Annotated in this window: 24 protein-coding genes; 4 read left to right on the forward strand and 20 right to left on the reverse strand. The window is 34.5% G+C overall.

What is annotated here, in order from left to right:
- Positions 1-20: 20 nt before the first annotated feature.
- Positions 21-383 (reverse strand): Asp23/Gls24 family envelope stress response protein, encoded by a 363-nt coding sequence (locus CBF36_RS06905; RefSeq protein WP_071456054.1) that lies wholly within the window; start codon positions 381-383, stop codon positions 21-23.
- Positions 384-601: 218 nt separating this feature from the next.
- On the opposite strand from CBF36_RS06905, the gene rpmB reads away from it, so the two are divergent.
- Positions 602-790 (forward strand): 50S ribosomal protein L28, encoded by a 189-nt coding sequence (rpmB, locus tag CBF36_RS06910; protein WP_071456053.1) that lies wholly within the window; start codon positions 602-604, stop codon positions 788-790.
- A 53-nt stretch (positions 791-843) separates the two neighbouring features.
- Here rpmB and CBF36_RS06915 read toward each other — a convergent pair whose 3' ends face one another.
- Genes CBF36_RS06915 through rsgA form a run of 3 tightly spaced genes read right to left on the reverse strand, consistent with a single transcriptional unit; the run spans position 844 to position 3048 of the window.
- Positions 844-1494: a thiamine diphosphokinase gene (locus CBF36_RS06915; RefSeq protein ID WP_125957723.1), complete on the reverse strand. Its 651-nt coding sequence runs from the start codon at positions 1492-1494 to the stop codon at positions 844-846.
- Positions 1494-2147, reverse strand: a complete 654-nt coding sequence (gene rpe, locus CBF36_RS06920; RefSeq protein WP_125957724.1) for a ribulose-phosphate 3-epimerase — start codon at positions 2145-2147, stop codon at positions 1494-1496. The genes CBF36_RS06915 and rpe overlap by 1 nt, the downstream gene beginning before the upstream one ends.
- A 16-nt stretch (positions 2148-2163) precedes the next feature.
- Complete coding sequence (gene rsgA, locus CBF36_RS06925) at positions 2164-3048, reverse strand: ribosome small subunit-dependent GTPase A (protein ID WP_125957725.1); 885 nt, start codon at positions 3046-3048, stop codon at positions 2164-2166.
- Between the two features lie 166 nt (positions 3049-3214).
- Between rsgA and CBF36_RS06930 the strand changes: the two genes are divergently transcribed.
- Positions 3215-4483 carry an LPXTG cell wall anchor domain-containing protein gene (locus CBF36_RS06930; RefSeq protein WP_125957726.1) on the forward strand — a complete coding sequence of 423 codons (1269 nt, stop codon included), beginning with the start codon at positions 3215-3217 and terminating at the stop codon, positions 4481-4483.
- A gap of 58 nt (positions 4484-4541) precedes the next feature.
- Here the strand turns inward: CBF36_RS06930 and pknB are convergent, their stop codons facing one another.
- The 11 genes from pknB to CBF36_RS06985 all read right to left on the reverse strand — a co-directional run bounded on the left by pknB (position 4542) and on the right by CBF36_RS06985 (position 16294).
- Entirely contained in the window at positions 4542-6413 is a 1872-nt protein-coding gene (pknB, locus tag CBF36_RS06935) for a Stk1 family PASTA domain-containing Ser/Thr kinase (protein ID WP_125957727.1), read from the reverse strand.
- A complete protein-coding gene (locus tag CBF36_RS06940; protein WP_125957728.1) occupies positions 6410-7162 on the reverse strand; it encodes a Stp1/IreP family PP2C-type Ser/Thr phosphatase in 753 nt (250 codons plus the stop codon). Before CBF36_RS06940 ends, pknB begins: the two co-directional genes overlap by 4 nt.
- 17 nt (positions 7163-7179) lie before the next feature.
- Positions 7180-8550 (reverse strand): 16S rRNA (cytosine(967)-C(5))-methyltransferase RsmB, encoded by a 1371-nt coding sequence (gene rsmB, locus CBF36_RS06945; protein WP_243637991.1) that lies wholly within the window; start codon positions 8548-8550, stop codon positions 7180-7182.
- Positions 8543-9487: a methionyl-tRNA formyltransferase gene (gene fmt / locus CBF36_RS06950; RefSeq protein WP_125957729.1), complete on the reverse strand. Its 945-nt coding sequence runs from the start codon at positions 9485-9487 to the stop codon at positions 8543-8545. Before fmt ends, rsmB begins: the two co-directional genes overlap by 8 nt.
- Positions 9480-9971: a peptide deformylase gene (gene def / locus CBF36_RS06955; RefSeq protein ID WP_125957730.1), complete on the reverse strand. Its 492-nt coding sequence runs from the start codon at positions 9969-9971 to the stop codon at positions 9480-9482. The genes fmt and def overlap by 8 nt, the downstream gene beginning before the upstream one ends.
- Before the next feature lie 23 nt (positions 9972-9994).
- Positions 9995-12409 carry a primosomal protein N' gene (gene priA / locus CBF36_RS06960; protein WP_125957731.1) on the reverse strand — a complete coding sequence of 805 codons (2415 nt, stop codon included), beginning with the start codon at positions 12407-12409 and terminating at the stop codon, positions 9995-9997.
- Positions 12410-12481: 72 nt separating this feature from the next.
- A complete protein-coding gene (gene rpoZ / locus CBF36_RS06965; RefSeq protein ID WP_165865411.1) occupies positions 12482-12793 on the reverse strand; it encodes a DNA-directed RNA polymerase subunit omega in 312 nt (103 codons plus the stop codon).
- Between the two features lies 1 nt (position 12794).
- Positions 12795-13409, reverse strand: a complete 615-nt coding sequence (gmk, locus tag CBF36_RS06970; protein WP_125957732.1) for a guanylate kinase — start codon at positions 13407-13409, stop codon at positions 12795-12797.
- Positions 13410-13502: 93 nt separating this feature from the next.
- Complete coding sequence (locus CBF36_RS06975) at positions 13503-14390, reverse strand: YicC/YloC family endoribonuclease (RefSeq protein ID WP_125957733.1); 888 nt, start codon at positions 14388-14390, stop codon at positions 13503-13505.
- 9 nt (positions 14391-14399) lie between these two features.
- On the reverse strand, positions 14400-14618 hold the full coding sequence (locus CBF36_RS06980) for a YdbC family protein (RefSeq protein ID WP_125957734.1): 219 nt from the start codon (positions 14616-14618) through the stop codon (positions 14400-14402).
- A complete protein-coding gene (locus tag CBF36_RS06985) occupies positions 14615-16294 on the reverse strand; it encodes a patatin-like phospholipase family protein (RefSeq protein WP_125957735.1) in 1680 nt (559 codons plus the stop codon). Before CBF36_RS06985 ends, CBF36_RS06980 begins: the two co-directional genes overlap by 4 nt.
- Positions 16295-16418: 124 nt before the next feature.
- Between CBF36_RS06985 and CBF36_RS06990 the strand changes: the two genes are divergently transcribed.
- Positions 16419-16802, forward strand: a complete 384-nt coding sequence (locus CBF36_RS06990) for a hypothetical protein (RefSeq protein ID WP_125957736.1) — start codon at positions 16419-16421, stop codon at positions 16800-16802.
- Between the two features lie 26 nt (positions 16803-16828).
- Here CBF36_RS06990 and acpS read toward each other — a convergent pair whose 3' ends face one another.
- The 5 genes from acpS to CBF36_RS07015 form a co-directional block, all read right to left on the reverse strand.
- A complete protein-coding gene (gene acpS, locus CBF36_RS06995; protein WP_125957737.1) occupies positions 16829-17179 on the reverse strand; it encodes a holo-ACP synthase in 351 nt (116 codons plus the stop codon).
- A gap of 123 nt (positions 17180-17302) precedes the next feature.
- Positions 17303-18850 carry a degradosome RNA helicase CshA gene (cshA, locus tag CBF36_RS07000; protein ID WP_125957738.1) on the reverse strand — a complete coding sequence of 516 codons (1548 nt, stop codon included), beginning with the start codon at positions 18848-18850 and terminating at the stop codon, positions 17303-17305.
- Between the two features lie 121 nt (positions 18851-18971).
- Positions 18972-20345 (reverse strand): UDP-N-acetylmuramoyl-tripeptide--D-alanyl-D-alanine ligase, encoded by a 1374-nt coding sequence (locus CBF36_RS07005; protein WP_125957739.1) that lies wholly within the window; start codon positions 20343-20345, stop codon positions 18972-18974.
- A 51-nt stretch (positions 20346-20396) separates the two neighbouring features.
- Complete coding sequence (locus CBF36_RS07010; protein WP_125957740.1) at positions 20397-21446, reverse strand: D-alanine--D-alanine ligase; 1050 nt, start codon at positions 21444-21446, stop codon at positions 20397-20399.
- Between the two features lie 97 nt (positions 21447-21543).
- Positions 21544-22308: a hypothetical protein gene (locus tag CBF36_RS07015; RefSeq protein ID WP_125957741.1), complete on the reverse strand. Its 765-nt coding sequence runs from the start codon at positions 22306-22308 to the stop codon at positions 21544-21546.
- 202 nt (positions 22309-22510) lie between these two features.
- On the opposite strand from CBF36_RS07015, the gene CBF36_RS07020 reads away from it, so the two are divergent.
- A complete protein-coding gene (locus tag CBF36_RS07020; protein ID WP_243637992.1) occupies positions 22511-23314 on the forward strand; it encodes a class A sortase in 804 nt (267 codons plus the stop codon).
- The last annotated feature ends 139 nt before the right edge of the window (positions 23315-23453 follow it).

The following is a 23453-nucleotide window of genomic DNA, read 5'->3' on the forward strand; positions in this document are numbered from 1 at the left end:
ACACATTAATCTACATGATTTTATTCAGGTTGCACACGCACACCTTGGATAAAAACATTCACTGAGTTTGCAACAACGCCAAGCATTGTTTCAAGATTGTATTTGACTTTTTCTTGTACATTACGACTTACTTCAGAAATTTTTGTTCCATAACTTACCATGATGTACACATCCACAGCAACACCATTTTCTTCTTGGCGCACAACTACTCCTCGAGAATAGTTTTCTTTACCTAAAATATCATTTAAATTGTCTTTAATTTGATTTTTGCTTGCCATACCAACAATTCCATAAATATCTGTGGCAGCACCACCGACAACTGTTGCTATAACATCGTTTGAAATTTCAATGGTTCCAGCTTGCGTTTTAATTTTTACAGCCATTTTACTACCTCCTCAAAGTCAGTATTACCCATTATCATTCTTTAGTTTATCATAAAGACGATTTTTATTAAAGAATAATTATCTTTAAGCGCTTATAACATCGCTTTTATTGTAACTTTATCATATTTTTTATTGCTTTTTGTTTCTTTTTATGATAAATTATTTTAGTATGATTAATAGAATCGTAAAAATGCCAGCAAAGCAAAGGAGGGAATATCATGGCAAAACAATGTTATATAACTGGTCGTAAAGCAAGAACTGGTAACAACCGTTCTCACGCAATGAACGCATCTAAACGTACTTGGGGAGCTAATCTTCAAAAAGTTCGTATTTTAGTTGACGGTAAACCAAAAAAAGTTTGGGTTTCTGCTCGTGCTTTGAAATCTGGTAAAGTTGAACGCGTTTAATAAATAGATAAATAAAAAAATCAACCTAATCAAAATTGACTAGGTTGATTTTTTTATTTATCTTTCGATTGAATCACGCACATCAAACCGCTCGAAAAAGAAAAGTGGGCAGTATCTCCTATAAACTCATTACTCGCATAAGATATTGGGACTTCTACTTCAATATCATCTAAAGGGTATTTAGTATCATGTAAAGACAAGTGAGTCATAGGGGTTAAACAAACAAAAGCCAAATATTTTTTATCCGGTTCTTTTTCAATCGTATAGTCACCTGGAAGAAAATAAGCAATCGTATTTTGATTGTCTTTAATAATCAAGCGCGATGTCAGATGGTTAAATCGACTTTGAAATGGTAACCACAAATTAGCTAAAAAATGATCCAATCTCCCACCTGTTCCGCCAACTAAAATAATACTAGCTTCATCTGATAATTGACTTGCTACTGAAATCCCAATCTCGGTATCCGTCTCATCTTTTTCTGCTGGATATTGTTTAACAAGAGGAACCTGTTGTTTCACATAATCTAGTTCCTCTTTTGTCAACGAATCAAAATCACCCACTGCAACATCAATAGATAACCCTTGACGTAACCCTTCTAAAGAACCTCGATCTACACCAATGATGTGACTTGCTTGATTAAATACCTCTTTGTCTGGCCATAACGAGTTATCCCCACCTGCTAACACAATAATAGACTGACTCATTACTTTTTGGCTTCTTTTAATTTATTGATTGGAGTAGATACATCATCGTATTTATAAACATATGACCCTGCTACTAAAACATCTGCTCCAGCTGCGACACATTCTTTAGCTGTTTCATCATCTACACCACCGTCTACTTCAATTTCATAGATATACTGTTTCTCTTTTCTTAATTCCGCCAGCTCAGTCACTTTATCTAAACATTCAGTAATAAATTTTTGTCCGCCAAATCCTGGGTTAACAGTCATCACTAATACTAAGTCAACCATAGATAATACTGGTTTTATCATCTCAACAGGTGTTCCTGGATTAATGACTACGCCTGCTTTCACGCCACTTGCTTTAATTTGTTGAATCACACGATGTAAATGCTTCGTGCTTTCAGCATGAACGGTAATAATATCAGATCCAGCCTCAGCGAATTCTTCAATAAAACGCTCTGGCTCAACCATCATCAAATGCACATCAAACACTAAATCAGTGACAGGTCGAATAGACGAAATGAGTGCCGGACCAAATGTGATATTTGGAACAAATTGACCATCCATCACATCAATGTGAATATAATCTGCTCCCGCTTTATCAACACGTTTAACGTCTTCTCCTAATTTTGAAAAATCAGCGCTTAAAATTGAAGGTGCTATTTTTACCATATTATTTTCCCCACTTTTATTTATTTTTTTTATAAATTGGTTTTCTATTAGCGATTTCATCATAAAATTGTAAATAATGGTCATAACGACTCGCTAATATCTCCCCATTTTCCACTCGTTTTTTTACTTCACATTTTGGTTCATGACGATGTTTACATTCTCTAAATTTACAATAAACAGATGCCTCAACAAACTCTGGAAAACGTTTCGGCAATTCTTCTAAGGTCATTTCTAAAAAATCAATGGAGCTAAACCCAGGAGTGTCCGCTACAAGTCCGCCAAATAAATCAAGCAACTCAACATGCCTTGTCGTATGACGACCGCGACCTAAACTTTCAGATATTTCTCCCACTTTTAATGATAGTTCAGGAGATAATTGATTTAATAAAGTTGATTTTCCAGCACCAGATTGTCCCATAAACACGGTTAGTTTATCTTTGAAAAAATGCGTTAAATCTTCTAATGAGTCTTTTTCAGCTAATAAAACAGGATAGCCTATTTTTTCATATTCTGTTTGAATAACTACCATATGGTTGCGTTCTTCTTCATTGGCTAAATCCATTTTGGTCACATAAATAATCGGATCAATGTCTTTTTCAGACAAAGTAACTAAAAAGCGATCTAAAAGATTCGTTGAAAAATTAGGTTCAACACAACTTGATACGACAACACCCTGATCAATATTAGCAACTGGTGGTCTAACTAAATCATTTTTACGCTCATAAACATCTAAAATATAACCGTCTGTTTCATTCGTGCTCTCAAATTCCACCCAATCTCCCACAAGTGGGGTAATATTTCTATTTCTAAAATTACCTCGTGCTCGTGTCTGATAACGTTTACCTTTATAATCAATATAATAAAATCCACTTAACGCTTTACATATCTGTCCTTTAGGCATTTATTTCCTCCTTCAATAGTCACATTATTCTATGTGTTATTGTACCATATTTCACTTTTTTAAAGAAAAAAATATAGCAGATTAGCTTTTATTAGAAAACTCAACCTATTATTTTTTGATAAGCTAATAATTAATATGGTATTATTGAACTAAAAGGAGGAATATTATGAAGAAATATTTAATTGGAACATTCTTACTCTTCATCACTTTTTTTAGTGGGGTAAAAATTGTTGAAGCATCAGAAGAGATTATAGTAGATTTTAACTACTCAATTGAAAAGTCGGAATTCACAGTTGGAGAAAAAGGAAAAATAACCGTTGAACCTGTTTATGATGTGACACCTAAAGGGACATTTAAAACAGAAAAAAATGAGATGGTGGATCTAAAAGAAGATGGGTCATTTAGTTTACTGAAAGCTGGGAAAACTGAATTAAGACCTTCTTTCACTTTGACAAAAGAATCGGAACAAGAAATTAAAGAAGCATATATGAAAAAACAAGGTATCAAAAATAGACGTACTGAAGATTATGAATTGGTCTTTTCAAAAGAACTTCCTAGTCTTCCCATTACAGTTAGTGAACTAACTAAAACGAGAGATATCTCTTATAATTTTAAAGTAGATACAACTAGTCTAAAAGTGGGAGAAAAAGGAAAACTTTCTGTTGAACCTCTTTATGGAGTTAACCCTAAAGGTCAATTCAAACCTGAAAAAAATGACTTTATTGACTTAAAAGAAGACGGCACATTTACCGCATTAAAAGCTGGAAAAACCGAATTAAAACCAACCTTTACTATTTCTGAAGAGAGCGTCAAAGAAATTGATGCGGCTTACGTTGCTCAGTTAGAAAAACCTGAAGAAGGCGATACAAGCTTTCCAATGCCAACTATTCAACAACGAATTCCAATAGAAATTAGCAATAAGGAAAAAGAAAAAACAAAAGTACCTATTAATTTCAACTTTACAGCTAGTCCAGACTCATTAGCCGTAGATGCTTCTGGTAAATTAACACTTGCTAACCTTTATGGTGTCACACCTAAAGGAACATTTAAAGCGGAAAAAAATGACTTTATCGACTTAAAAGAAGATGGCACATTTACTGGTCTAAAAGCTGGGAAAACTGAATTAAAACCTGTCTTTACTTTATCTAATGATAGTATCAAAGAAATCAAAGAAGCATATATCAAACAAGAGAATAAAACAGATTTAACTGTAGATGATATTGAGTTTGTCTATCCTGACGTGCAACAAATTGTTGCTATTAACGTCACTGAAAAAGCTGTCATAACACCAAGTTCATCGACAGAAAAACCAAGTGGCACCAATAAAAACTTACCAAAAACCTCAGATAGTCACTCACAATCACTTGTACTTCTAGGCGTTTCTACCCTTGTTGCAAGTGTAGGTGCTTTGGTTATCAAAAGAAAATTAGTTTAATAAATAAAAACACTCAAGAGTTTGGTTATCAAAACCTTCTACTCTTGAGTATTTTTTATTAATCTTTTTTATCTTTTGGCTCATTTTGACTAGGCTTTGTGTTGCCATTATTTTGATTTTGTTGATTATTATTTTGGTTGCCTTGGTTGTCAGTTGCTGACGATTGAGTGGTTTCACTCGATTCAGTGGTTTCACTTGAATGTGTGGTTGAGCTACTTGGTTGTGTCTTCGCTGGCTCTGGCCCCATCGAGTAAACAACTTGAATATAATCCCCTTTTTTAACAGGTGTTCCACCTGATGGCGAAGTATAAATCACTTGGCCTTGCGGAACAGTCGCACTATATTCTTGTGTTTCACTTTGAAGAATTAATCCTTCACTGTCAATATATCGAAGAACTTGTTCTCGTGTGTATCCTGCTAAATAGGCTAATGAAAAACTATCTGCCCCTTTACTAATGGTTAACGTAATTTTTTCATTTTCAGGAACAACATCTGTTCCTTGTTTAATACTTTGAGAAATAACAGAATCCTTATCAACATCATTAGATGATTCCTTTTTCTCCAATATATTTTCTTCTTTAAAACCTAAATCAATCAATGCTTGTTTTGCTTTACTAGCAGTTAACCCTTCCACATCAATCATTGATACAGCTTTTTTACCTTTACTGACATATAACGTCACTTCAGATTTTTCTTTAACCCGAGTGCCAATAGGTGGTTGTGTCCTCACAACATTTCCCTCAGCTATTTTATCATCTGATACTTCTTCAATTTTCGAATTAACTTTTATTTTTTTGGCTTCTAGTGCATTGATGGCTTCTGCCTGTGTCATATTTTCTACATCAGGGATAGCCACTTCATTTTGTCGTGTCCCTAAAGCAAATAATCCAACGCCCACTGCAACCAATACAGCTATCACACTAAAAATAATTTTCTTTCTTTTAGAAGATGATGATTTCTTTGGTTTTTCTTCTTCATCCGATAAATCTAACTCTGATTCTTCCAACGGCATTTTAGAAACGACTGGTTCAGGCTCTTTTACTGGCGTAAGAAGAATGGTTTCCTCTGTCATAGAGCTTGGTGTATAAACAGGTTCATTCGCTCTCTCAGGACTCAAGGATGTGCTTAAATCTGAATACATTTCATTGACTGTTTTATACCGGTCTGACACTTCTTTTGCTGTTGCATGAAGTACCACATTTTCCAATGCTTGTGGGATATTAGGATTATACTGTCGAACAGACGGAACATCTTTTTGAAAATGTTTCAAAGCTATCGAAACAGCTGATTCCCCCTCAAACGGTACAGTTCCTGTCAATAATTCATATAAAATAATCCCTAAGGCATAAATGTCAGATTGTCTCGTTGACATACCACCTCTTGCTTGTTCTGGTGACAGGTAATGTACTGAACCAAGCAATGTGTTTGTTTGAGTCAACGATGTCTCTGATAAAGCAATCGCAATCCCAAAATCTGTGATTTTTACATTTCCTTGTTCATCGACTAAAACATTTTGTGGTTTTAAGTCTCTATGAATAATGCCATGTTCATGTGCTAAAGACACTGCTGACAAAATTTGTTCCATCATGTAAACAACTGTATCTAATGGAATAGGTGAATAATTGCGAATATAATGTTTTAAATCCGTTCCCCGAACATATTCCATCACAATATATTGCATGCCATTTTCTTCCCCTACATCATACACGCTAACAATGTTAGGATGAACCATTTCTGTTGCGGCAAGAGCTTCACGTTGAAAACGTCGAATCGCATTTTGGTCATCTTGGAAATCAAAACGTAACACTTTAATCGCCACTTCACGATTTAAAATCAAGTCACGTGCCAAATAAACATTTGCCATTCCGCCACTACCTATGTTGCCTATTATTTCATAGCGTTCCCCTATTTTTGTTCCGATGTTTATCATGGTGTATCCTCCTGTAAGTCATCATCAAAGTCTATCAGTAGCACAGTAATATTATCCGTTCCACCAGCTTCATTTGCTTTTTCGACTAACTCATTGACTCGATTCTTCAGTGATTCGCCGTTTGACATAATTAGTTTGATGTCCTCATTAGATAACATATTAGTTAAACCATCTGAACATAATAAAATCATATCTTTATCTTGACAGTTGATTGTCGAAATATCGACTTCAACCTCACCTGGTACACCGATAGATCTCACTAAAATATTTTTTTTCGGATGATTTTGAGCCATCTCGACAGATATTTCTCCTGTTTTAATCAGCTCATTGACTAATGAATGGTCATCAGTTAATTGTTTAATCTCTTGATTTCGCACAATATAAGCTCGGCTATCACCTACATGTGCTAAAATTAATTCTTTTTCTAAAATAACAGTTGATACAATAGTAGTTCCCATTCCAAACATTTCGGGATTGGTACTACCTTTATCAAAAATACGTGAATTTTCTTCTTGAATGTGAGAAACTAACCACTCACATACCTCATCTTTTTGAGTTAACATGGTTTCTTCCCAAACTTCGCCTAATCCAGTAACGGCAAGATAGCTTGCTGTATCTCCAGCTTGATGTCCACCCATTCCATCAGCGACGATCGCTAACGTAATGCCTTTTTGATTTTGATAAACACCAACAGTATCTTGATTATTTCTTCTTTTACGTCCTACACTCGTTTGGAATTCAATTTGCATGTTTACACTCCCTTAATCTATGATTTTCGTCTGAAACAACTAATAAAAAATCCATCTGTATGATAATGGTGTGGGTACAACTGCAACTGTTTATCATGATAACCCTTAGATAGATGAGCTGCCCCCAAGACATCTATTAACTCAAATTCAGGATGTTTGTTTAAAAATATTGCCACAACATCTTTATTTTCTTCATGAGTCAATGTACATGTACTATATGTAATTATACCCCATTGCGCTACTTTTGGTACAATACTTTCTAAAATTTCTAATTGAATCCGTTGTAAATTCATAAAATCTTCGGGAGTTTTATGGTATTTAATATCTGGTTTACGACGTAATAATCCTAATCCAGAACAGGGTGCATCAATTAAAATGCGGTCAAAATATTCATCTGGAAAGTCGTTAGCTACTTCTCTTGCATCCAATAATTTTGCTTCAACAACCTCTTCTACATGCAATCTTTCAGCATTTGATTCAATTAATTTAATTTTATGTGGATGAATGTCTAAAGAAATCACTTTTCCACCTTTTTTTACATCTAAAAATGTGGCGATATGTGTTGTTTTCCCTCCAGGAGCTGCACACGCATCTAATACCGTATCCCCCGCATTGATTTGCATGCTTGGCGCAACCAACATTGAACTCTCATCTTGAATCGTCATTTTTCCTTCTTTAAATAATTGACTACTTGCCAAAAATCCTTTTTTCGCCACAACCCCATATGGAGACACAATGCTTTCAGTCACTTCTAATCCTTCATCATTTAAAAAAACAACCGCGTCTTCTCTTGTTACGACTCGTGTATCAATTCTAGCGCTCACATGACTTGGTTGCAGTAATGATAGACCTAACTCTTTTGTTTCGTCAAATCCTATATCATCGACTAGACGTTTTGTTAACCATAACGGCATACTAATTTCAAGTGATAAACGTTCTACATCATCTTTAATCTCATCTAAAGATGGGACTCCTTGACGTTGAATATTACGTAAAACACCATTAACAAATTTTCCAATCCCAGGATTTCCTTTAGCTTTGGCAATGGTCACAGCATCATTAAAAATACCATATTCTGGTACTTTATCTAAATAAAGCATTTGATACATGGATAAATATAATAATTCTTTCACCCACGTATCAACTTTTTTGGCTTTTTTGATAAAGGGAGCAAGGTAATATTCTAATGTTAGTTTGCGACTAATTGTGCCATAAACAATCTCTGTCATTAATCTAGCATCTTTATCTGATAATTGGTGGCGTTTAATCGCTTCATTGATTAAAACGTTTGAATAGGCTTGATTATTCGCAATTTTGGTCAAAAGCTCAAGAGCTGTATAACGAGCTGTTTGTTTAATATGTTTTGGTACTTGTTTTTGTTTACTCAAGAATGTCTCCTACTTCCACTGTTTTTCCAATACCATTTAGAAAATCTGTCACACTTAATTGGCCCTTTCCTGCTGGTTGGATAGTATTTAATTGTAAAACACTCGACTTGCCACATGCTACTTGCAGACTGTGTTTATCTTTTAAAATAATTGTCCCTGGCGATTTATCTGTGGTTTTTTCTGGCAATGGGGTAACATCCCACATTTTCCATCTCTTATCTTGATACATCGCGTAAGCTACTGGCCATGGGCGCATCCCTCTAACTTGGCAATCAATTTGTTGGGCAGTTTTATTCCAATCAATTTTTTCTTCTTCTCGGGAAATATTTGGTGAAAAACTGACAAGACCCTCATCTTGTTTTTTAGGAGAAATCTTTTCTTCTATCAGTAATGGTAAAGTCTTTAGTAATAGTTCTTTCCCTAATACACTTAATTTATCAAACATTGTTCCAACATCGTCTGTATCTAATATAGGACTCGCTTCTTGAGCTAAAATATCTCCTGCATCCATTTTTTTAATCATTTCCATAATCGTGACACCTGTTTCTTTATCCCCATTAATAATCGAATAATGTACAGGAGCTCCACCACGATATTTAGGTAGTAGCGATGCATGAACATTAATGGCACCAAGTTTAGGAGCATTTAATAAGCGTTCAGGTAAAAATTGACCAAATGCTGCTGTTACAATCAAATCAGGATTTAATGCGATAATGTTTTCTAATTCTGCTGATTGACTGATTTTTTCTGGTTGAAAAATAGGTAAATTTAAATCAAGTGCTGCCTGTTTCACTGGAGGTGGGGTTAACACACGTTTTCGTCCCACTGGTCTATCTGGTTGTGTCACCACACCAATAACGTCATACCCTTCATCTACTAATCCTTGTAAAATTGGCACTGAAAAAGCCGGTGTTCCCATAAAAACAATTTTAGTCATAACCATGTTCCTCCATGTAATCAATTAATTCATCTGGTGATAATCTTTCAATTATTTTATCAGTAAACAGTTTACCATCCAAATGTTCTATCTCATGTTGCATGACACGAGATAAATAGCCTGATACTTCTGCTTCTACTTCATATCCTTCTCTATCAACAAACCGGACAATAATGTCATCATATCTTTCAACTGTCCCATAAATATCAGGAAAACTTAAACAGCCTTCTACATCAACAGTCGTACCAGTTTTTTTTATAATTTTGGGATTAATCATCTCAAATAAACCAGATTCTTCATCGACATATACGATTGCAACTCGGCATGATTCACCTAATTGATTTGCTGCAAGTCCTATACCATCTTTTTCTGTCATGATTTGATACATCTCATCAAGTAATTCAATTAACTCATCATCTATTTCTGTCACTTTTTTTGTTGGGGTGGTTAATACAGTGTTAGGATATTTTATTATTTCTCTCATGTCAAACTCCTTTGTTTTACGCACTAAATAAAGTGCTGTGGTTCCATATCAATACTAACCCGTAAGCCACTACGAATATCTTTTTGACTTTCTTGTAATATTTCTTGTAACACCTGATTTAAATTTTCTTCAAAGCGATATTTTACCACAGTTTGATAAAAATATCTGCGGTTCATACGTGCCATTGGCTTTGGTGTTGGACCTAAAATAATCGCTTGCGGTGACAAAGCAGATTGTATTTTTTTTGCAATCTCATGCATTTTTTTTGCTGCTTGAATTTCTTCTTCATGACTCACAACTAACTGAACCGTATAATAATATGGCGGATACTTTCCTTGTCTTCTTAAATTCATTTCATGATGGTAGAATGCTTCGTAATGTTGATTTTTTGCTAAAGTAATCGCATAGTGTTCTGGATTAAATGTTTGAATCAATACTTTTCCAAGTTTGTCTCCTCGTCCTGCACGACCACTAACCTGTGTTAATAATTGAAACGTTCGCTCACTTGAACGAAAATCAGGTAAATTCAATGCGGTATCTGCATTTAAAACGCCCACTAATGTGACGTTTGGAAAATCCAACCCTTTTGCAATCATTTGTGTTCCAAGTAAAATGTCTGCTTCTTGTGCACCAAACTGTTGTAACAAGCGTTCATGACTCCCTTTTTTACGAGTTGTATCAACATCCATTCGTAAAATTTTTGCTTCAGGAAGTAATTGTTGTAGTTCTTCTTCTATTTTTTGTGTTCCTGTTCCATAATAACGTATTTTTTTGCTGTCACAAATTGGGCAACATTGGGGAATACTTTCTTCATGACCACAATAGTGACACTTCATAGATTTAGTATCCATATGCAGTGTTAACGAGATATCACAGTTAGGACAAGGTAACACATATCCACAGTCACGACACATCATAAATGAAGAATAACCTCTTCGATTAAGCATTAAAACTGATTGTTCTTTTTTCTCTAATCGTTCCGTTAATTCATGTAACAGAGGGGTTGAAAAACTTCCCGTCACGCCTTGTTTTAATTCTGCTCTCATATCAACAATTGAAACAGTTGGTAAAATAGCATTATCAGAGGCCCGTTTTGTCAGTGTTAATAGTTGGTACACATTTTTCTGTGCTCTTGCTCGTGATTCTAAAGATGGCGTCGCACTACCAAGCAAAACAGGACACTTGTGATAGTCACCTCGCCAAATCGCCAAATTTCTGGCATGATATCTTGGAGATTCATCTTGTTTATAACTTGTTTCATGTTCCTCATCAATAATAATTAACCCGATATTTTCTAGTGGGGCAAAAACAGCTGATCTAGCCCCGACAACTACTTGTGCTTCTTTACGCTCAATTTTTCGCCACTCATCGTATTTTTCACCTTGAGACAATCCACTATGTAACACTGCGACTTTATCACCAAAGCGTCGTTTAAAACGTGTCACAGTTTGAGGCGTTAAGGAGATTTCCGGAACAAGCATAATAGCTGTTTTTCCTTCTTCTAGTACATGGGAAATAGCCTGTAAATAAACTTCAGTTTTTCCACTACCCGTAATGCCTTCTAATAAGAACACATCATTTTGATGAGCTGAAACAGATTGACTGACAGCATCTAAAGCAACTTGTTGTTCTTCATTTAAAACCAATGCGTCATCTTGTTGAAATAACCGATCTTTATATGGATCCCGGTAAACTTCTCGTTCTTCTTGTACTAACCAACCTAATTCCACCGCTTCTTTAATCACTTGTCTGGATAAGTCATGATGCTCAACTAATTCTTTTACTGAAAATTCCCCTGTTTGTTCAGAGATAAAAAAATCTAATAATTTGTGTTTTTGATGAGCATTTTTCCTAATATGAGATTGAATATCTTGTAATGTTTCTTTGGGTAAGTTAGTTTGAACGACTTTCATCGTCTTAACTTTATTTTTCGTCGTCACTTCATAACGAACATCAACAGCACCCTCTTGCCTCAAACGATGTAGCTCCGACAAATAGGGGGTGTCCTTTATTTCTTCCCAATCACGCTCTGCTAATCCTAGAAACACCTCTTCTTCAATATGAGGTGGGATATCTCCCACTGATACTAACCATTTTTTGTAAGTTGAACGCATCACACTGGGTAGCATTGTTTGAAGACACGTAATTTTAAATGAAAAAGTTGTCTTTGCCATTTCTTCAGCTAAGAGCAACAACTCATCATTCACTACAGGATGTAAATCCAAAACAGCTTTTATTGGTTTCAAGTTATCTATCTCTTGTTTACTTTCTATATCAACAACAAAACCTTGTATTCGACGATTTCCATTACCAAATGGCACATCGACTCTCACACCTACTTCAATGGCTTCTTCCATATCATTTGGAATTAAATAAGTAAACGGTTGATCTGTTTGCATCGTTGGGACATCCACGATAACGTGTGCTATTTTTGGCATTTCTTCACCTTCTTTTTTTACATTCTACTCGAAGAAAAAAACCCAAGAGGTCTATCTCTTAGGTTTTATATGTTACATTTTTTTCTCAAATTGGATACGCGCTTCAAGTTCTTGATGTTCGCGTCGTTTTAATGCTTTTTTTTCTTCCTCTTGTCTACGAAGTAACTCTCTTTTTAGCTCAGGATTTGGGTCAATAACCACATCTCCTACAGCGATTTCTTCAAGAGCACGACCAACATTTTTTACAGAGACAAATTTATCTGGTTCAATCATTGGTTGAGCTCCTTCATCTAGCTCATGAGCTCTCTTACTTGCTAAAATAACCAACGAATATTTTGAATCTACCTGTTCTAATAATGAATCAATTGATGGATATAACATAATTTTATAACTCCTTTAACATATTTTCATAGCGATCAATCACATGCTCTACACGGTAATGCTCGCTTTCAATGATTTTTTTAATGCGCTGTACAGCTAATTCAACCTCATCATTCACTACTGCATAGTCATAATGACGCATCATTTCAATTTCTTCTTTTGCTTTTGACATGCGTTTTTCTATCACCGATAACGCATCTGTTCCACGATTAACGATTCGTGCTTTTAATTCACTAAAATCTGGAGGGGTTAAAAAAATAAAGACACCATCTGGCATTTTTTCTTTGACTTTCATGGCTCCTTGCACTTCGATTTCTAAAAAGACATCTTTGCCTTCATCTAATGTCTGATTAACATAATCTAATGGTGTACCATAATAATTTCCAACATACTCGGCATATTCTAACATTTTTTCTTCAGAAATTAATTGCTCAAATTCTTCTTTTGATCGAAAGAAATAATCTACACCTTCCACTTCACCTTTACGCATTTGGCGTGTTGTCATTGAAATAGAATACTCAAATTGATTATCATCTTTTTCAAATAACGCCTTTCTTACAGTCCCTTTTCCTACACCGGATGGACCTGATAATACAATTAATAACCCTCGTTCTGACATCGTGTCGTCCTCTCACTTACAATTTTCTTAGTTTACCTTCTATAATGCACCCTAGAGAATTTTTTTGCAAGTATCTATGAGAATTTTTATCAATTATTCAATATTTTGAACTTGTTCTCTAATTTGTTCAATCAATGTTTTCAACTGGATAACACTAGACTTGACGTCTAAACTACTTGATTTTGACCCTATTGTGTTGACTTCACGATTCATCTCTTGAATTAAAAAATCTAGTTCTTTACCAACTGGCCCATCTTTTTTTAGTAGCTGTTCCATAGAATTCAAATGCACATCCAATCGGTCCAATTCTTCAGAAACATCACCCTTATCCACTAAAATAGCCACTTCACTTAATAACCTAGACTCATCTATAGGGGTATCTGTGATCAAGTCCATCATTTTTTGTTTCAGTTTATCGTAATGTTCTTGTTTTATGGTTTCTGTTTTTCTTGATATCCTTGATATCTCTTGCTTAATTAAATCAATGTATTCATAAAAGAATGATTGAAGGCCCTCACCTTCAATTTGTCTACTTCCATTTAGTGCTTCTAGCGCTTGCTTAAATACGGCTAATAAATCTACCTCAATATCACTTATCACTTCATTTTTTTCTACTACCTCCACCAATGATGGATGTAATATCCCACCTTCTAAAAATCGTTCTGCTGAAAAAGGTTGTTCTTTGTAGCGATGAAATTCAGCCTCACCTAAATCTTTTACTAGTCTATCTAGTACTTCCCAATTAATCGCTAATTCTTGAGAAGATGAGGTTTCTTTTGTTAAAGTGATAAAGCATTCTACTCTTCCTCTAGATAATTGATTTTTTAGTACTTTTTTCATCTCCATTTCAAGATGATTGTACTCTCTTGGCAAACGAATTTGTGTATCTAAGAAACGATGATTCACCGATTTTATCTCAATCACTATCTGATAATTTTCTTTTTGACACTCTCCACGTCCATAGCCTGTCATACTCTTCATGTTTTCCACCTACATTTTATTTAGTGTTTCTTTTAATACAGCAAATTCTTCATTGGTTAACGTAATACCTTTACCCATTTTTTCGTGGTTTGGTGCCCAATCACGTAAATCAAATTTTGCTGGTCGATTATTCCAACTAATCAGGTTTAATTCTTTTGTCCATCCTTTAGCATTTTCAGATAACACGGCAACCTCTTCTAAAATTTCATAAGAAAATTCTTGACTCATGCTTTTCTCTCCTTTAAAAAATTAATAAATAATGCTTGTAAGACTGATTTCCAACTAAAATCAAACAGTCGTTCAACCATTTCTGATTGTGTTTCAATCAAATGATAATTGTATTCCAAAATAGTTTTTTCAGACAATGGAACAGTTTGTTTCACATAATCCACTAACCACTCACTAAGTGATAAGAGCATTTGTTCGTCAACTTCTTCTTTTTTCTCATTAAATATTGTAACGACTTCTTCACATAACTCATCTATAGTATACAATTTTGATGGATCAACTGACACAATCCGTGCTGTTTCTTCTAATAAATATACGGCAAATAACTCTGGTTGCAAATGATGTTGCATCATCCACTTAGGTGTCACTTTCTTACCTAATTGTTTAAAGAACTCATCTGATTTAAGATACGCCAAAAATCCTTTTGTTAACTGTACCGCTTCTTTTTTGTAATGATTTGGATTTAAGGCATACCAAGTTCCTTCATATCGGTGAAAAGATCTCATAGTATCCAAATATCCTAGTTGCATATTCCAAGCGGCCCGTTCTTTATCAAATAATAAAACAGCTCCTAATCCCCACCTACTGGTAATAGTGGTTTCACAAATAGCTCTTGGAACTCTCACAGGTTTAATAAACCCTGGCCCTTTCACATCAATGACAATTAACTCTGTGGCTCCCTGATTAAGCAAGATATCTTTGGGGATATTATTACGATAACCACCATCTATATAATACTGTCCATTAATTTCACAGGCTTTCATCGCAGGATAAAACGAGGATGTCGCTAATAGCCATTTACTCAATTCATCTTTTGGCACGTCTTTTAATGAAATCACTGTTTCTTCCATTTTTGGCGCAAGGGTTGTCACAAAATAAAAGTCGATTGCTTTTTTGTTTGGGTTAAACATCTTCTCTTCATCAATCATCGTCTCTATCATGTGATATAAAGGAGTACTATCGACACCTTTTTCTTTTAATGCAGATAAAGTTAAGACTTTCACTCCTTGAATTAAATTCTCTCTAGTTTTATTTTCTGTATCATCAAGAGATAAATTTAAAATTTTATCAGTCGCAATATCTCGCCACATGTCTTCAGCGTCTTCTAAGTTTCCTTGTACCATAAACGCTCCATTTAGCGCTCCAACAGACGTCCCACTAACTAAGTCATACATCACACCTATTTCTCTTAATGCATGCCATGCACCGACTTGGTAAGACCCTCTAGCACCACCGCCACCTAAAACTACTCCTGTATGATAACTAACTTGGTAATAATACCCTTTTTGTGGTTGAGATCTTCGGACGAATCCTAATTCTAGTAATTTATTTTTAGCTAAAGAAACATCTGAGAAGTCAGGTAAATAAATTTCCGATAATCGTCGACTCTTGACAATTTCTTCCAACATCATCATGCATTCATTAAACCCAAATAGATTGGAAGTACTCATAATGTTTGTCACAAAAAAAGTATTCTCTTTCATTTCTCCGTCGCACACAGCTAGTAATTGATTCCCTTTATACCATCCAACTAATAGATGATTATCTTGTAACGAAAGACTGTTTTTATAAATAGCTTTTAGTGCTTTTTTGTGACTATTTTGAAATGGTAGCCACTCTTTTGGTTGATAACGCTCTAATTTATATAAATCAGATGGAAGCCATTCTTTTATCATTCTTTCACCAACTTTTCATAATTTTTCGCAAATATCCCATTGTTTTCACTACTATTATTTGTTTGACTAACTTATGGATGCTCCGTATAATAAGAGAAAGAAAGACTTAAAAGGAGAATGACTGATGATAAAAAAGCAACCGTCTACAAAGTCGACTAAAGAAAATCATGTCAAAAAGTTTACTCGTTTTATCTCCCGTTCGTCACAGAGATTTATTTCTTCTTTTTTAGATGATGAATCAGAAAAAGAAAAACATCTAACTCTTATCCATCAACAAATTAATAAAGCGATACTTCAAAAAAGTCTTGTGGTTCTTCAATACCAAGAACCATCACAAGCTAATTATGAAACGCTTGTTGGCCGAATTTACCAACATGCGATTAATCGCAATGCCTTGGTCATTAAACTACAAAAATCGAATGAAATCCGTATGATTTCAGCTAACTATATAAAGAAAATATCCATCATTCACTCAAATCATTCTCAAAATTTATCAATCAGTAAATAGACGAAACGACCATTGTTTCGTTTATTTTATTGCTCTAAAATAATTTGAGCAAACGCCTCTTTATCAGTGTGCGTAATCGATACGTGAACACGTCCATTAAATATAGACTGATGCACAATCGGTTGCCCGCTTTCTTCTGCTAATACTTCAATATCTTGAAATCCTACTTTACCAATCCCTGTCCCATATGCTTTTGAAAAAGCTTCTTTGCATGCAAAACGTCCACCTAAAAATTCGACTTGTCGCTTTTTCTTTAAGTTTTTAAACATATTATGCTCATTTTCTGTTAACACACGCGTAATAAACTTAGGATTATTATCTATAATGTCTTCAATACGATGTAATTCCACTGCATCTATACCAATTCCTATAATCATATTGGCACTCCTTTTTTACGATAATTTTATTATAGCGACATTAAAACGAAAAAGCGAATAGAATCCTTTTTGTCACAAATAAAAAATACCAACCTGATGACGAATCAGATTGGTATAAAACGTTTAGTTATTGTTATTTCGAATCACAAATCCACGATCGCTATCTTTTTTTTGTGATGGTTTATTGTTTGATTTGTTGTTATTGTTCTTTTTAGGTGCGTCTGAGTTATTATAACGTTTTTTCTTGTTATATTGCTCTTTACCACCACGGCCGCCACCTTTGTTGTTATTACGACGGTTATAGTTACCACCTTTACCACCACGGCCACCTTTGTTATTTCCACGACGGTTTGGTAATGGACGTTCTGGGGTGATTTTTACAGGAACTTCTGCTGCATCATCTTTAGAAATTTGTTTAATTAATAATGCAACTAAATCTTCTGCAGTGTATTCTTCTAATAAATCACTTGCTGCTAATTGATATTTTTCTAAGCCATTTGCAGCTAATAATTCTTTAATTTCAGTAATCGCTGCTCCAATTTGTCCTTCTACTGCTTCTTTTTTAGAAGGTGGACGAAGAGGTGTCATACGTTTTTTCGTTAAATCTTCAATGACATGTAAGTATCCCATTTCATTTGGTGTAACAAACGTTACTGACATTCCTTCTTTACCAGCACGGCCAGTACGACCGATACGGTGAACATAGCTTTCAGGGTCTTGTGGAATATCGTAGTTATACACATGACTCACACCAGAAATATCTAATCCACGTGCTGCCACATCTGTTGCCACTAAAATATCTAACTCGCCATTTTTGAAGGCTTTTAAAATACTCATACGTTTGTGTTGTGGTAAATCACCATGAATTCCTTCTGCTTTGTATCCACGCATTTCAAGTCCACGAGCTAATTCGTCGACACGACGTTTTGTACGACCAAATACTATCGTTAACTCAGGTGATTGAACATCAAATAAACGTGTCATGACATCAAATTTTTCAAATTCTTTACAACGAACGTAATATTGATCAATTAGGTTAGCTGTCATTTCTTTTGCTTTGATACGAACATGCTCAGGGTCTTGCATGAATTTAACCCCAATACGTTTAATTGAATCAGGCATTGTAGCTGAGAATAATAATGTTTGACGTTCTGCTGGAACTTTAGAGATAATCGCTTCAATATCTTCCAAGAATCCCATGTTTAACATTTCATCTGCTTCATCTAAAACAAGTGTTTCCACTGTATCTAATTTCAACGTACGACGGTTAATATGGTCTAATAAACGGCCAGGAGTTCCCACAACGATTTGTGGTTTGTTTTTTAACGCACGAATTTGTCGACCAATATCAGCTCCACCATAAACAGATTGAACTTTGACTTTTTTTTCTTTACCCAAACGATATAATTCTTCTTGCGTTTGGATAGCTAATTCACGCGTTGGCGCAATAACTAATGCTTGTAATACTGGTTTATTAGGGTCAATTTTATTTAACATCGGTAACCCAAAAGCGGCTGTTTTACCAGTACCTGTTTGTGCTTGACCAATGACGTCTCTTCCTTCTAACGCTAACGGTATTGTGGCACTTTGTACGGGGGTTGCTTCCTCAAACCCAATATTTTCGATGGCTTGTAATAAGCTTTTTTCTAACTGTAATTCACTAAATTTCAAATGATATCCTCCTAGTTTGTTGCTAAATCGACTGCTTTTCTTTTTATATAATGAAAAAAAATGAAAATAGGCATTCGTATAATACTATCATATTCTTACATAATTAACAATAAAACCTTGCCTATTCATGGTTTTTTAATAAAAAATCAACAACTTCACTTAATCCCATTCCATTGCTTGCTTTCAGAAAAACAGTATCTTTCGGTTGCAATTGTCTTGATAAATGTTCCATTAATTCTTTTTTTTCTGTTTTATGGTAAAAATGAAGATTTCCTTTTGGCATTCTATCATTTAACAGATTATAAAGAGCGTTCATTTGCTCGCCATACAAATAAACTTGATCGATATGATTTGGTGAAATATGCTCAGAGATACTTTCATGCATCTGGCTAGATAATTCTCCCAATTCTAGCATGTCACCTAATACGACAAATTTTCTGCCTTCTAATTCTAACGCTGAAAATGTGTCTAATACTAATTTCATCGCAGTTGGATTAGCATTATATACGTCACTTAAGATATCAATGCCGTCATTTGTTTTCAACCATTCTGTTCTATTTTTAGTTAAATCAAATGTTTCTAGTCCATTTTTCATTTTTGAAGCAGATATGCCAAAGTGATGCCCTATCAATAAAGCAATCAAAGCATTTTTAACATTATAGCTGCCCAAAACTGGAATGGAAAATACCTCTTCTTTAAATAGATTCGTTTTAAATTGGGTATCATTTTTCGTCTCTGACATAATTTCAGCTGACAAAGTGGCCTGGGTATCTATCCCAAAACTTTCAACCTCTTGTGAAATATCCACAATTAATCGTTTTAAAAGTGGCTCATCATTTGGGATAATTAAGACACCCTCATCTTTAAGTCCTGATGTGATTTCCATTTTAGCTTCAGCAATTCCTTGTCGCGACCCTAAGTATTCAATGTGCGATTCTCCAATTAATGTGATGGCTGCAATATCTGGTGTCGCAAGGTTTGACAAGACCTCAATTTCACCTTTATGATCCATCCCCATCTCTAAAACTAACATCTCTGTGTCTTCTGGCATGGATAAAATAGTGTAAGGCAAGCCGATGTGATTATTATAATTACCTTGTGTTTTATACGTTTTAAATGCTTGTGATAACACAGCAGCCGTCATATCTTTTGTTGTTGTTTTCCCATTACTTCCTGTAATACCTATTACTTTAGAGCCCACTTTTTCTAAATAAAAACGAGATAATTTTTGCAAGGCAATTAATGTGTCCTCGACTTTAATGTACGCAATATCATCTGACAAGTCTTTTTCTGATAAAACTAAAGACGCACCATTTTCAATGGCTTGTGGAATAAAGTCATGACCATCTCTAGCTCCTTTTAATGGAACAAACAGGCTATTTTCTTGTACTTTTCGTGTATCAAACTCAACAGAGGAAATCATTTGATCATCTAAGTGTTGCGCATAATTGACACCCTCTACAGCTGTGACAACCTCTTTAACTAATAAGTTCATAGCTCTCCTTCTTTCTCTTATCAACAAAAAAAGCTGAACAAGTGTCCAACTCTACAACTGTTCAACTTCAATTTGTTGTTTTTTTTCAAAACGTAATTTAGCTAATTGAATTAATTCTTCTAGTAAATCACCATAATTTAATCCCATGTTTTTCCACAATAATGGATACATACTGAACGGTGTAAATCCTGGCATGGTATTCACCTCATTTAAGAAGACTTCATTATTAGCCGTTAAGAAGAAATCACAACGACTCAATCCACTACCATCAAGCGTTTGATATGCTTTTTTAGCATAGTATTGTAATGTTTCTTGTAATTCAGCTGAAATATCTGCTGGGATTTGTAATTCCACTTTATTGTCCAAATATTTTGATTCGTATGTATAAAACGCCACATCCTTAACAATCTCACCAGCTAAAGTTGTTCTGATTTCATCATTACCTAATACGGCAACCTCTAGTTCACGCGCTTCGATACCTTGTTCAACAATCACACGTCGATCAAAACGGAATGCCTCATCTATTGCTTGAACTAATTCTTCACGAGATTCAGCTTTATTAATGCCGACACTTGAACCCATGTTAGCTGGTTTAACAAACATTGGGTAAATCAAGCTACCTTCACACTCTAATAAAATGTCTTCTTGGTGATCTTTATAACCCGTTTTAGTTACTGCAACATATGGTAATTGAGGAATACCGACTTGCTGGAATAACTGTTTACCAATGATTTTATCCATCGCACAAGCACTTGCTAGAACGCCTGCTCCAACATATGGCATATTTAAGACTTCAAACAGTCCTTGAATGGTGCCATCTTCCCCATTTGGTCCATGTAATACTGGAAAAATCACAGCATTTCCTTCTTTTAAATCACTTGGTAAAATAGGTTGCGCGTTGGCAATCGTTAAGTGTAGTGATTCTTTATTTAAAGGGGCCTCATGATACACAGGTCCTTTTAGCCAATTACCCTCTTTTGTAATATAAACTAATTGAACTGAATAGTAGTTATAATAAATTGCTTGTAAAATTGAAAATGCCGATAAAATTGATACATCGTGTTCAGCACTTTTACCACCATATACTAAAAAAATCTTCATGGTTGTCCTCCTAAATTTGCTAGGACTTAATTATACTCCAGTTTTTAGCAAAATTCTATTCCTTATTTTCTACCTATTTGGTAAAAAATACACTGAGTTAGAACAATATAGGATGGTCAGTTGTATTAAAGTCCCATGACTTCTCTTGGTGTTGATAAGTTAACACACCGACTTTTTCTTCTAAAAATAACTGGTCACTTTCTATTTTACGAAGATTATCTTCCACAACATGCACAGGTATTTTATAAATTCCTTCATTTAATCCTACTTGCGAAAATTCAAACACAGTCCCTTCTTGCATAATACTTTTTAACTCTTTTACTATATCGCTTGGTAAAGGTGTCATACTCGTATAACGCTTTGAAAAAAGAGAGCGATTAGCATTTAATTGGTATAGAACCTTATCTGTAATTTTTTGAGCTAATGACTGATAAAACTCATCTATATTCCGATAATATACCTTCATGACTTCTTGTTCTGTCTCAAAAAAAGCATAGTTATTTTGTAACTTATAAAAAAATGGCGATCTTAGTTGCATTTTCATATGAGACAAGTATAAAATTTCAGCAATTTCATTGGCTGTCAAACGTTTTAATGTGTCATACTCTTCAAAGTCCAACCATTTAATCTCTCGTCGTGTGCTATAGTTTAAATTGCTTAAGTACCGATCCACGTTTTCCTGTCCACGTATCACCCTAAATCCCGTATGTGCTTCATACTCTCCCTCTTGCTCACTCGCATCTAGCAATAGTAAGTTTTTTGGGCGATGAATAGTATAACGATCAAAGTCCTGATGGCCTAGTCCTTTAGTTAAAACTGAATTACTAATACCATCTAAATGAACATATATATTTTGTCGCAACACCTTCACCTATCTTTCTTCTACTGTAAAATTTCACTATTATAACTATACCATTTTTCTACAACAAAATGAACACATAAACCTTAGTAGTTTAATTACGTTTATATTACAAATTAAATCAAACTATTTTGAAAAACGACATAATAATGTAATATTTTATAATCTTACTTTCTTTATTTTTTGAATTATTATGGTATGATAGTTGATAGGATTACACAAAAAGGGGGCTACTCTTATCTCTAAAAAAAATAATTCATCACAAAATAAACGTTCAACTAGACACAAAACCAAAAAGAAATCAGTTGGACAAAAAATTAAGAATTTCTTTTTTAATTTAATTATGATTCTTCTGTTTTTAGCAGGAGTTGCATTAATCTTTAATAATCAAATTAAAAATTATCTTGTAAAAGAAAATACAGCACAATATCAAGTTAATAAAATAACACGAGATGACGTTGTTAAAAATGAACAAAAAGAAGCCAATTTTGATTTTGACCAAGTCGAATCACTAGACTTTAATACAGTCACTAAATCACGTGGTCGTGATGTGGGAGATGTTATTGGGGGGATTGCCATACCTAGTGTGGATTTAAATTTACCTATTTTAAAAGGGGTATCTAATTATGTTATCTCAGTTGGGGCTGGAACCATGAAACCTGATCAAAAAATGGGAGTAGGTAACTATGCTTTGGCTAGTCACTATATGTATGACCCAACTCTTTTATTTGCTCCATTAGTTCGAGTGGAACTTGGCTCTTCTATCTACCTAACAGATTTAGAATACATCTACGAATACAAAGTAACAATGAAAGAATATGTTGAACCAACTAGGGTAGATGTTATCGAAGATGTTCCTGATAAACGCCAAGTGACTTTGGTTACTTGTGACACATCCGGCGAACACCGACTTATTTTACAAGGCGAACTAGTTAAAAAAGTGAATGGTAAAAAAGCACCAAAAGATATGCATGATGCCTTTGAATTGGCACAAAATAATTATTATTAGACAGATTAAAAAGAGGCTGACCCAAAAGTCTCTAAAATAAAGAAATAAGGATTTAAGAATGAAAATATCATTTTTAAATCCTTATTTTTGAGTTCATTCGTACTTTTCAACTGCCTATAGGCAGTTAATTTCCTTATGT

It is taken from the genome of Vagococcus bubulae (assembly GCF_003950315.1).
GTDB lineage: Bacteria > Bacillota > Bacilli > Lactobacillales > Vagococcaceae > Vagococcus > Vagococcus bubulae.

Excerpts from the sequence above, each read along its gene's own strand:
- rpe (WP_125957724.1), bottom strand. The coding sequence starts at position 2,147 with ATGGTAAAAATAGCACCTTCAATTTTAAGCGCTGATTTTTCAAAATTA.
- def (WP_125957730.1), bottom strand. The coding sequence starts at position 9,971 with ATGAGAGAAATAATAAAATATCCTAACACTGTATTAACCACCCCAACA.
- CBF36_RS06990 (WP_125957736.1), top strand. The coding sequence starts at position 16,419 with ATGATAAAAAAGCAACCGTCTACAAAGTCGACTAAAGAAAATCATGTC.
- CBF36_RS06975 (WP_125957733.1), bottom strand. The coding sequence starts at position 14,390 with ATGAAGAGTATGACAGGCTATGGACGTGGAGAGTGTCAAAAAGAAAAT.
- acpS (WP_125957737.1), bottom strand. The coding sequence starts at position 17,179 with ATGATTATAGGAATTGGTATAGATGCAGTGGAATTACATCGTATTGAA.
- priA (WP_125957731.1), bottom strand. The coding sequence starts at position 12,409 with ATGCCAAAAATAGCACACGTTATCGTGGATGTCCCAACGATGCAAACA.
- CBF36_RS06980 (WP_125957734.1), bottom strand. The coding sequence starts at position 14,618 with ATGAGTCAAGAATTTTCTTATGAAATTTTAGAAGAGGTTGCCGTGTTA.
- CBF36_RS06940 (WP_125957728.1), bottom strand. The coding sequence starts at position 7,162 with ATGCAAATTGAATTCCAAACGAGTGTAGGACGTAAAAGAAGAAATAAT.
- rpmB (WP_071456053.1), top strand. The coding sequence starts at position 602 with ATGGCAAAACAATGTTATATAACTGGTCGTAAAGCAAGAACTGGTAAC.
- CBF36_RS07005 (WP_125957739.1), bottom strand. The coding sequence starts at position 20,345 with ATGAACTTATTAGTTAAAGAGGTTGTCACAGCTGTAGAGGGTGTCAAT.
- CBF36_RS06905 (WP_071456054.1), bottom strand. The coding sequence starts at position 383 with ATGGCTGTAAAAATTAAAACGCAAGCTGGAACCATTGAAATTTCAAAC.
- gmk (WP_125957732.1), bottom strand. The coding sequence starts at position 13,409 with ATGTCAGAACGAGGGTTATTAATTGTATTATCAGGTCCATCCGGTGTA.
- CBF36_RS06985 (WP_125957735.1), bottom strand. The coding sequence starts at position 16,294 with ATGATAAAAGAATGGCTTCCATCTGATTTATATAAATTAGAGCGTTAT.
- CBF36_RS07010 (WP_125957740.1), bottom strand. The coding sequence starts at position 21,446 with ATGAAGATTTTTTTAGTATATGGTGGTAAAAGTGCTGAACACGATGTA.
- pknB (WP_125957727.1), bottom strand. The coding sequence starts at position 6,413 with ATGATAAACATCGGAACAAAAATAGGGGAACGCTATGAAATAATAGGC.
- rsgA (WP_125957725.1), bottom strand. The coding sequence starts at position 3,048 with ATGCCTAAAGGACAGATATGTAAAGCGTTAAGTGGATTTTATTATATT.
- CBF36_RS06930 (WP_125957726.1), top strand. The coding sequence starts at position 3,215 with ATGAAGAAATATTTAATTGGAACATTCTTACTCTTCATCACTTTTTTT.
- CBF36_RS06915 (WP_125957723.1), bottom strand. The coding sequence starts at position 1,494 with ATGAGTCAGTCTATTATTGTGTTAGCAGGTGGGGATAACTCGTTATGG.
- fmt (WP_125957729.1), bottom strand. The coding sequence starts at position 9,487 with ATGACTAAAATTGTTTTTATGGGAACACCGGCTTTTTCAGTGCCAATT.